Genomic DNA, 9,426 nt, shown 5'->3' on the forward strand with positions numbered 1-9,426 from the left:
GGGGCCCGGGCTGACAAGCCCGGGCCCCGCTGCCGTGGTGCCCCCGAGAGGAATCGAACCTCTGACCTTTGGTACCGGAAACCAACGCTCTATCCCCTGAGCTACGAGGGCGGGATACCGGCCTTTCGGGGCCGGAGGCCGATCACCGGGAGGTTACTTCGAACCGCCCTGCTGAACAGCGAGACCGATCGTAGCACCGGGGCGGGGCCGCGACCGCATCGGCCCCGCCCGGGCCGGGCGGACGGGGGCCAGTCGGTGTCCGATTCCGCTGCCGACGTGCTGACACCTAGGATAGGAAGACGTGACTCCCGCCGACCTCGCCGCCGTCATCCGCGCCGCACTCATCACCGTTCTCACCGAGCGTGGAGCCGACATCTCGGTGGTGCCGGACACGGTGACGGTCGAGCGCCCGCGCAACCCGGAACACGGCGACTACGCGACCAACATCGCGCTGCAGTTGGCCAAGAAGGTCGGAGCCTCCCCGCGGGAGTTGGCGCAGGAGATCGCCACCGCGCTCGCTGCCGATCCCGGTGTGGCGTCGGCGGACATCGCCGGCCCCGGGTTCCTCAACATCCGCCTCGACTCGGGTGCACAGGGGTCGCTCGTGGCCTCCGTCATCGCTCAGGGCGAGGCGTACGGCACCGGGGACGCGATGGCCGGTCGTCGGGTGAACCTCGAGTTCGTCTCGGCGAATCCGACCGGCCCGATCCACCTGGGTGGCACCCGCTGGGCGGCGGTCGGTGACGCCCTCGGGCGCGTCCTCGAGGCGTCGGGTGCGCAGGTGACCCGTGAGTACTACTTCAACGACCACGGTGCCCAGATCGACCGGTTCAGCCGGTCGCTGGCCGCCGCGGCCCGCGGCGAGGCGACGCCGGAGGACGGGTACGCGGGTGCGTACATCGAGGACATCGCCGCCCGAGTCGTCGCGGAGCACCCGGGCGTCCTCGAGCTGCCGGAGGCCGAGGGGCTCGAGACGTTCCGTGCGACGGGCGTCGATCTGATGTTCACGCACATCAAGGCGTCGCTCGCGGAGTTCGGGACGGTCTTCGACGTCTACACCCATGAGAATTCGATGTTCACCTCCGGCGCCGTCGACCGGGCGATCGAGGTGCTCAAGAGCAACGGCAACCTGTACGAGTCCGAGGGCGCGTGGTGGCTTCGCTCCACCGACTTCGGAGACGACAAGGACCGCGTCGTCCTCAAGTCCGACGGCAACGCGGCCTACATCGCCGGCGACATCGCGTACTTCCTGGACAAGCGGGACCGCGGTTTCGACCTGTGCATCTACATGCTCGGCGCGGATCATCACGGGTACATCGCCCGTCTCAAGGCCGCGGCGGCGGCGCTGGGGGACGACCCCGCGGCGATCGAGGTCCTCATCGGTCAGATGGTGAGCCTCGTGCGGGACGGCGTCCCGGTCAAGATGAGCAAGCGCGCCGGCACCGTCATCACGCTCGACGACCTGGTGGACGCGATCGGGGTCGACGCCGCGCGGTACGCGCTCATCCGCTCCTCGGTCGACCAGACCATGGACATCGATCTGCAGCTGTGGACGTCGGCGACCAACGACAACCCGGTCTTCTACGTGCAGTACGCCCACGCCCGCCTGTGTTCCCTGGCCCGGAATGCCGCCGACCTGGGGGTCACCACCGATGCCGCCGACCTGGCGCTCCTCGTCGAGGACCGGGAGGGCGCGCTCATCCGGACCATCGGTGAGTTCCCCAGGGTCGTGGCGAGCGCCGCCGAACTGCGCGAGCCGCACCGCGTCGCCAGGTATCTGGAAGAGCTCGCGGGCGCCTATCACCGCTTCTACGACACGTGTCGCGTGCTGCCGATGGGTGACGAGGAGGCCGGGCCGCTCCACGCCGCGCGGCTCGCGCTCAGCACGGCCACCCGACAGACGCTGGCCAACGGACTTCGGCTGATCGGCGTCACCGCCCCGGAGAAGATGTGAGCGCGCACCCGGCCGGGTCCCGGCACGAGTTCCCGCACGCGCCCGGGATCGGCGAGCGTCCCTCCGACGCGGGCGGGGTGATGGCCCTGGACACGGCGGTCTGGCCGCGCGGTGCGGGTCGCCGCGACGACGGGGTGGTGGAGTTCGCCGGGGTCGCGGCGGACGAGCTTGCGGCGGAGTTCGGCACCCCGTTGTTCGTGATCGACGAGGACGACTTCCGCTCCCGCTGCCGCGAGATGGCGGAGGCCTTCGGCGGCGCCGACCGGGTCCATTACGCGTCCAAGGCGTTCCTGTGCACCGAGGTGGCGCGCTGGGTGGCGGAGGAGGGGTTGAGCCTCGACGTCGCCTCCGGCGGCGAACTCGCGGTGGCCCTGCGCGCGGGGTTCCCGACCTCACGGATCACGGTGCACGGCAACAACAAGTCCGCCGAGGAACTCCGACTCGCCGTGCGTAGCGGGGTCGGGCACGTGGTCCTCGACTCGATGTCCGAGATCGCGCTGCTCGACCGTATCGCTGCCGATGAGGGTGTGGTCCAGGACGTCTTCATCCGTGTGACGGTGGGCGTCGAGGCGCACACCCACGAGTTCATCGCCACCGCCCACGAGGACCAGAAGTTCGGGTTCTCCCTCGCGGGAGGGGCGGCGATGGCGGCCGTGCGCGGGGTGTTCGCGGCACCGCACATCCGGCTCACCGGCCTGCACAGCCACATCGGTTCCCAGATCTTCGACGTCGACGGCTTCGAACTCGCCGCACGTCGCGTGATCGGGCTCCTGCGCGACATCGTCGACGAGTTCGGTGTCGAGCGCACGGCCCAGCTCGACCACCTGGACCTGGGTGGCGGACTGGGCATCAGCTACGTCTCCTCCGACGACCCGCCTCCGGTGGCTCAATTGGCCACCGCGCTGACGGAGATCGTCGACGGTTTCTCGCGAGACGTCGGGCTCGCGCCCCCGACGCTGGTCGTCGAGCCCGGCCGCGCGATCGCCGGACCCGGCACGGTCACCCTCTACGAGGTGGGCGTGGTCAAGGACGTCGAGCTCGCGGGCGGGGAGAACCGCCGCTACATCAGTGTCGACGGCGGGATGAGCGACAACATCCGGACGGCGTTGTACGACGCCGTGTACGACGCACGACTGGTGGGCCGCGCCTCCTCGGCGGAACCCGTCGTGGCGAGGCTCGTGGGAAAGCACTGCGAGAGCGGTGACGTGGTGGTGCGTGACCTGTGGATGCCCGAGGACGTGGGGGCGGGGGACCTGGTGGCCGTCGCGGCGACCGGCGCCTACTGCTACTCGATGTCGAGCCGGTACAACCTGATCGGTCGGCCCGCGGTGGTCGCGGTCCGTGACGGACGGGCACGCCTGGTGCTCCGACGTGAAACCCTGGACGATCTGACGAGCCTGGAGGTGGGACAGTGAGCGACGCAACGGCGTCAGGCGTGCGACCCGTGGGAGTGGCGGTGCTCGGAATGGGCACCGTCGGCACCGAGGTCATCCGCTACATGACGGAGAACGCGGAGGCCCTCGCCTCCCGAATCGGGGCGCCGCTGGCCCTGAGGGGTGTCGCGGTGCGCGACCTGACCCGTGACCGCGGGGTGGACCCCGATCTCCTGACGGCGGACCCGGCCTCGCTCGTCTCCCGGGAGGACGTCGACGTCGTCGTCGAACTGATGGGTGGCATCGACGTCCCCCGTCCCCTCCTGTTGGAGGCGCTCCGCCACGGCAAGGCCGTGGTCACTGCCAACAAGGCGCTGCTGGCCGAGTACACCGACGAACTGGCGGAGGCCGCGGACTCGACCCGCACCGACCTGTACTTCGAGGCGGCCGTGGCCGGCGCCATCCCGGTGATCGGACCGCTGCGTCGCTCCATGGCCGGCGACCAGGTCGAACGGGTCCTCGGGATAGTCAACGGCACGACCAACTACATCCTCTCCGCGATGGGGTCCACGGGCGCCGACTACGCCGAGACCCTCGCGGAGGCTTCCAGGCTCGGATACGCGGAGGCCGATCCCACGGCGGACGTCGAGGGGTACGATGCGGCGGCGAAGGCCGCGATCCTGGCCTCGATCGCGTTCCACAGCCGGGTGACGGCGGGCGATGTCTACCGGGAGGGGATCTCCAGGATCTCGCCCGACGACTTCGCCTCGGCCCGCGACATGGACTGCACCATCAAGCTCCTCGCGATCTGCGAGAAGCTGCGGCGGGAGGACGGCAGCGAAGCCGTCTCGGCGCGCGTGTATCCGGCACTGCTGCCCAACAGCCACCCGCTCGCCACCGTCAACGGCGCCTTCAACGCCGTCGTGGTGGAGGCGGAGGCGGCCGGCCGTCTCATGTTCTACGGGCAGGGCGCCGGCGGTTCCCCGACAGCGTCCGCCGTGCTCGGTGACATGGTCGCCGCGGCCCGCAACAAGGTGGACTCGGGTCGCGCACCCGGCGAGTCGACCTACGCGGCCCTCCCCGTGGCCTCGATGGACGAGGTCTCCACCCGGTACCACGTGCGGATGCGCGTGGCCGACAAGCCCGGGGTGCTCGCACTGGTCGCCGCCGAGTTCTCCCGCCACGGGGTGTCCATCGCGCAGGTCCGGCAGACCGAGGTCGAGTTCCCCGAGTCGGAGATGGACGATTCCGAGCCCACCGCGGAACTCACCGTCCTGACCCACCGTGCCTCGGAGCGCGCGCTCGCCGACACGGTCGCCGCGCTCTCCGACCAGGACGCGGTCTCGGTCATCACCAGCGTCATCCGACTCGAGGGAGTGGACACCGAATGAGCAGCACCCATCAGCCCGTGCACCACCGCTGGCCCGGCCTCATCGAGGCCTACCGTGACCGGCTCCCGATCGGGGACACCTGGGAGCCGGTGACGCTCTTCGAGGGTGGGACCCCGCTCCTCCCGGCGCCCTACCTCTCCGGGGTCACCGGCTGCGAGGTCTACCTCAAGGTGGAGGGCCTCAACCCGACGGGCTCGTTCAAGGACCGCGGCATGACCATGGCCGTCACCGACGCCAGGGCGCGGGGCCAGAAGGCCGTGCTGTGTGCCTCGACCGGCAACACCTCCGCCTCGGCCGCCGCCTACGCGACCCGCGCCGGGATGGGCTGCGCGGTTCTCATCCCGCAGGGCAAGATCGCGGCGGGGAAGCTGGCGCAGGCGGTCATGCACGGCGCCACGATCATCCAGGTGGACGGCAACTTCGACGACTGCCTGGAGTTGGCCCGCAAGACCACCGCGACCTACGCGGAGATCGGTCTGGTCAACTCGGTCAACCCGGTGCGGATCGAGGGCCAGAAGACCGCCGCGTTCGAGATCGTCGACGTGCTCGGACGCGCACCCGACCTGCACTTCCTCCCGGTGGGCAACGCGGGCAACATCACCGCGTACTGGAAGGGCTACAGCGAGTACCACGCGGACGGCATCGTCTCGACCCGCCCCCGGATGATGGGCGTGCAGGCCGCGGGCGCGGCGCCCCTCGTGGACGGCGCACCGGTCAAGAACCCGGAGACGATCGCCACCGCCATCCGGATCGGCGCGCCGGCGTCCTGGGACGGCGCCGTCGCCGCCCGCGACCAGTCGGGCGGCACGTTCCGCAAGCGCACCGACGAGCAGATCCTCGAGGCCTACCGCACCGTGGCGGGTAAGGACGGCGTGTACGTGGAGCCGGCCTCCGCGGCGTCGGTCGCGGGACTGCTCGACGCGCACGCCAACGGGGAGCTCGAGCCCGGTCAGACCATCGTCTGCACCGTCACCGGCAACGGGCTCAAGGACCCGGACACCGCCCTCCTGGGCATGCCCGAGGTGGAGGCCATCCCGGTGGATCCGACCGCGGTCGCCGGCGCTCTCGGGTTGGAATGAGCGACGTGGTCGGTACCGGTCCCGAGGTCTTCGGCAGCTCCGGGGGACGTATCCTGCCGGTCGGTCGCTCGGTGACCGTCGAGGTGCCCGCGTCCAGCGCCAACCTCGGGCCGGGATTCGACGCCCTGGGTGTGGCACTGGGCCTGTACGACACCATCACGGTGACCACCATCGGCTCGGGGCTCGAGCTCGAGGTCTCGGGGGAGGGAGCCGGACAGGTTCCCGCCGACGCCTCCCACCTGGTCGCGAAGGCGGTGGAGGCGGGACTGCGGGCCGGCGGCACGGGCGCCCCGGGGGTCAAGATCACCTGTACCAACGCGATCCCGCACTCCCGGGGTCTCGGGTCCTCCGCGTCCGCGGCGGTAGCAGGACTCGTGGCGGCGAACGGACTCATGGGTCACGTGCTGACCGACGAGCACCTGGTGCAGCTCGCCAGCGAGTTCGAGGGCCATCCCGACAACGCCGCGGCGAGCGTCCTCGGCGGGGTCGTGGTCTCGTGGACGGAGCGGTCCGCGACAGCCGTGACCTACCGCGCGGTCCGCATGGATGTCGATCCGACGATCGTCGCCACCGTGTTGGTGCCAGCCGAGACCTCGTCGACGGCGCAGACCCGTGGGTTGCTCCCGGAGATGGTCCCCCACGAGGACGCGGCCTTCAACGCCAGTCGGGCCGCGCTGATGTCGGTGGCCCTGGCCTCGCACCCGGAGTTCCTCCTGGCCGCGACCGAGGACCGGCTCCACCAGCCCTACCGGGCCCCGGCGCTCGTCGGCACCACCGAGTGGGTCGGTCGGCTGCGTGACCGGGGACTCGCCGCGACGGTCTCGGGAGCGGGCCCCACCGTGCTGGTGCTGGGGACCGCCGCGCTGCCGGCCGACCTGCGCGGGGACGCCGAGTCCCAGGGGTGGCAGGTTATGGACCTGCAGATCGCGGAGGGCGCCCGGGTTCTCGCCGGGAAGTGACGACCGCACCGTGGGGGCCAGGGTCAGGTCGTGATCCCGGTCAGGCGGTGGCGCCCGGTGAGATGGTGGTGACACGATAGGCCCCGTCGGCGTGGAGTGAACGGATCGCCCGCTTGTCGTACTTTCCCACCGACGTGCGGGGGATGTCGTCGACGAACGCCCAGTGGTCCGGTCGCTTCCACAGTTCGACGTGGCCTTCCAGCGACTCCCAGAGCGCCCGCGCGGTGGCCGCCGCGCCAGGCTTGAGGTGAACCAGGACCATGGGGCGGTTGCCCCAGCGTTCGTCCGGCACCCCGATCACCGCGGCATCCGCCACCCGCTCGTCCCGCAGAACGGCGTGCTCGAGTTCCACCGAGGAGATCAACTCGCCCCCCGAGGCGATGACGTCGTCCACCCGGTCGACCACGTCGAGGTAGCCCCTGGGGGAGATGGTTGCCATGTCCCCGGTACGCAGCCACCCGTCGACGAACCGGTCGGTCGCGTCGTCGCCCAGATAGCGTGCGGTGACCCAGGGTCCTCTGATCTGTAGCTCGCCGACCGACCACCCGTCGTTCGGCAGGACCCGTCCGGCTTCGACGATCCGGGCCTCGACCCCGGCGGGGAACCTGCCCTGCCCGAGGATCTGTGCCCGACGGTGGGTCGCGGACGAGTGGGGGTCGGCGCGGGCGAACGTGGCGATCGGACTCGACTCGGTGAGGCCGTAGGCCTGCATGATGGTGACCCCGTGCCGTGTGACGAAGGCGTCGAACAGAGCCTCCGGGACAGGCGAGCCACCGACCAGGACCTCGCCCAGGTGGCCGAGTGGTTGCGGGTTGGTCTCCAGGCGGCGCAGGAGGCGCTGCAGCGAGGCCGGCGTGGTCGCGACCTTGTTCGGCCGGAAGGTGGCCAGCAGGTCGGCCAGGTCGCGTCCGGAGTGCATCACCTGGCCAGGTCGCGGCCGTGCGGTGATGATGCTGGCCCCGGTCATGAAGGCCGCGTAGGGCAGCCCCCAGGACAGGACGTGGTACATCGGCACGGTCGTCAGGACGGTGTCCCCGCTGCGGAGGGCCGCGCTCTCGGCCATGCACATCTGCATCGAGTGCAGCCAGATCGACCGGTGGGTGAACGCCACGGCCTTGGACAGACCGGTGGTGCCCGAGGTGTAGGCGAGCGCCGCGGCGGTGCGCTCGTCCAGCTCGGGCCACTGAAAGGTGGTGGGTCGTCCGTCGAGGAGGGCTTCGAGGGCGTGGATCTCGACGTCGTGTCCGTCCCCGGACAGGTCGATGGCGTCGCCGGGCACCTGGGTGTCAAAGACGACGAGGTGGCGCACGTGCTCCAGGTCTACGACCACGTCGAGCGCGAGGGAGAGCAGTTCGGGATCCACCAGTAGGACGGATACGTCGTTGTCGCGAAGCGCGGCGAGGAGGAAGGACCGGGATCTCAGGACGTTGACCGACAGTACGACGGCGCCCATCGACGGTATCGCGAACATGGACTCGACAACCTCGGTGCGGCTGCCGGACAGGACGGCCACGACGTCGCCGTCGCCCACACCGAGATCGGTGAGTGCGTGCGCCGTGGCCGCGGCCCTGGCTGCGATCACGTCGTACCGGGTGGTCCGAGGCTGCATGTCCCCGACGAAACCGGTGACCGTTGAACCGGAGTGGCGCTCCGCCGCGTGGTCGAGGATCCGGGATACGAGCAACGGGGTGTCGAGCATTGTTCCGAACATCAGACCTCCCTCCGCGCGGCCACAGTGGGCTGTAGGTTACCGCCCGTCGGCGGAGATGCGGACACGCCCGTGGGACTCGCGAGGGGGACGCGTGTGGAGACGGACTGCGGGTAGTATGCTTGCCGAAGCCACGGACGCCCGGTCGTCCCCGCATCCCGAGACATCTCCAGTTCGCTTTCCGCCTTCGCGGGCGGCAGCTCGTGAGTGGTCCCGGTGGGAGCGGCCGAACGGCGAGTGGTCAACTGGGATTGTCGTGCCCGTGAGTGGGTCTCGTCCGCAGTCGACGGTCAACATGACGTCGACCCGGTGGGCATCACCTCGTGTACATCCCCCTCAGACGAATCCGTGTCCGGCCAGTTCGCCACCACGGACGGCCTCAGCGGCCACCCGGGACGCCCGTCCGCGTCCCGGACAGTTGCTCGGTGCGAAGCGGTTGACACCGCCTCGGCCCGGGCCCAGAAAGGACACCCGTGACCTCGACGGAAACCCACTCCACGCCACCGCAGGGTGCTGCATTGGCAGCCATGCGCCTGGCGGACCTCAAGTCCCTGGCCCAGCAGATGGGCCTCAAGGGGGTGTCAGGCAAGCGCAAGGGCGATCTCGTGGCGATGATCGACACCGCCCGCGGCGGCGCGTCCCAGGCTCCTGCCCAGCCCTCGCCCGCGGCGACTCCGGAGAGTGCCCCCCAGTCCGACGAGCAGAAGCCCCCGAGGGGCCAGCAGGCCGGGCGCGAGCCGAAGACCGTTGACCAGGACGGTCGCCGTGACGAGGCCCGGACTCGCGACGAGGACGGGACTCGCGACGAGGACCGGACTCGCGACGAGGGCGGGGCTCGTGGTGGCCGCGAGGCCTCCGACGAGGGTCAGGGCCGCGGGGACGGGCAGGATCAGAGCGACCGGAACCGTCGGCAGGACGGCCCGCGCAGCGGGGGCCAGAACCAGGGTCAGAACCAGAACCAG

General features: G+C 70.6%; 7 protein-coding genes and 1 tRNA gene. 6 read left to right on the forward strand and 2 right to left on the reverse strand.

The annotated features are described in order from the left end of the window. Positions 1 to 35 precede the first annotated feature (35 nt). Positions 36 to 111 (reverse strand) — tRNA-Arg (locus G6027_RS06650). A 190-nt stretch (positions 112 to 301) separates the two neighbouring features. On the opposite strand from G6027_RS06650, the gene argS reads away from it, so the two are divergent. The 5 genes from argS to thrB are packed head-to-tail and all read left to right on the forward strand — an operon-like array spanning position 302 to position 6,756. Then, on the forward strand, positions 302 to 1,954 hold the full coding sequence (gene argS / locus G6027_RS06655; RefSeq protein WP_182636486.1) for an arginine--tRNA ligase: 1,653 nt from the start codon (positions 302 to 304) through the stop codon (positions 1,952 to 1,954). Further along, positions 1,951 to 3,369, forward strand: coding sequence for a diaminopimelate decarboxylase (gene lysA / locus G6027_RS06660; RefSeq protein ID WP_182636487.1), 1,419 nt, complete (start codon positions 1,951 to 1,953; stop codon positions 3,367 to 3,369). The genes argS and lysA overlap by 4 nt, the downstream gene beginning before the upstream one ends. Then, positions 3,366 to 4,718 carry a homoserine dehydrogenase gene (locus tag G6027_RS06665; protein WP_182636488.1) on the forward strand — a complete coding sequence of 451 codons (1,353 nt, stop codon included), beginning with the start codon at positions 3,366 to 3,368 and terminating at the stop codon, positions 4,716 to 4,718. The genes lysA and G6027_RS06665 overlap by 4 nt, the downstream gene beginning before the upstream one ends. Further along, entirely contained in the window at positions 4,715 to 5,797 is a 1,083-nt protein-coding gene (gene thrC / locus G6027_RS06670; protein WP_182636489.1) for a threonine synthase, read from the forward strand. Before G6027_RS06665 ends, thrC begins: the two co-directional genes overlap by 4 nt. Then, on the forward strand, positions 5,794 to 6,756 hold the full coding sequence (thrB, locus tag G6027_RS06675) for a homoserine kinase (RefSeq protein ID WP_182636490.1): 963 nt from the start codon (positions 5,794 to 5,796) through the stop codon (positions 6,754 to 6,756). Before thrC ends, thrB begins: the two co-directional genes overlap by 4 nt. Positions 6,757 to 6,796: 40 nt before the next feature. Here the strand turns inward: thrB and G6027_RS06680 are convergent, their stop codons facing one another. Then, positions 6,797 to 8,467, reverse strand: a complete 1,671-nt coding sequence (locus G6027_RS06680) for an AMP-binding protein (protein WP_182636491.1) — start codon at positions 8,465 to 8,467, stop codon at positions 6,797 to 6,799. A gap of 470 nt (positions 8,468 to 8,937) precedes the next feature. Here G6027_RS06680 and G6027_RS06685 point away from each other — a divergent pair. Further along, a partial coding sequence (locus G6027_RS06685; protein ID WP_182636492.1) for a Rho termination factor N-terminal domain-containing protein occupies positions 8,938 to 9,426 on the forward strand: 489 nt, incomplete at its 3' end.

Source organism: Dietzia sp. SLG310A2-38A2, from assembly GCF_014145095.1.
In the GTDB taxonomy this organism is placed as follows: Bacteria; Actinomycetota; Actinomycetes; order Mycobacteriales; family Mycobacteriaceae; genus Dietzia.

Bases quoted from the DNA above. Each gene is read 5' to 3' on its own strand.
- thrC (WP_182636489.1), top strand. From the start codon at position 4,715: ATGAGCAGCACCCATCAGCCCGTGCACCACCGCTGGCCCGGCCTCATC.
- thrB (WP_182636490.1), top strand. From the start codon at position 5,794: ATGAGCGACGTGGTCGGTACCGGTCCCGAGGTCTTCGGCAGCTCCGGG.
- G6027_RS06680 (WP_182636491.1), bottom strand. From the start codon at position 8,467: ATGTTCGGAACAATGCTCGACACCCCGTTGCTCGTATCCCGGATCCTC.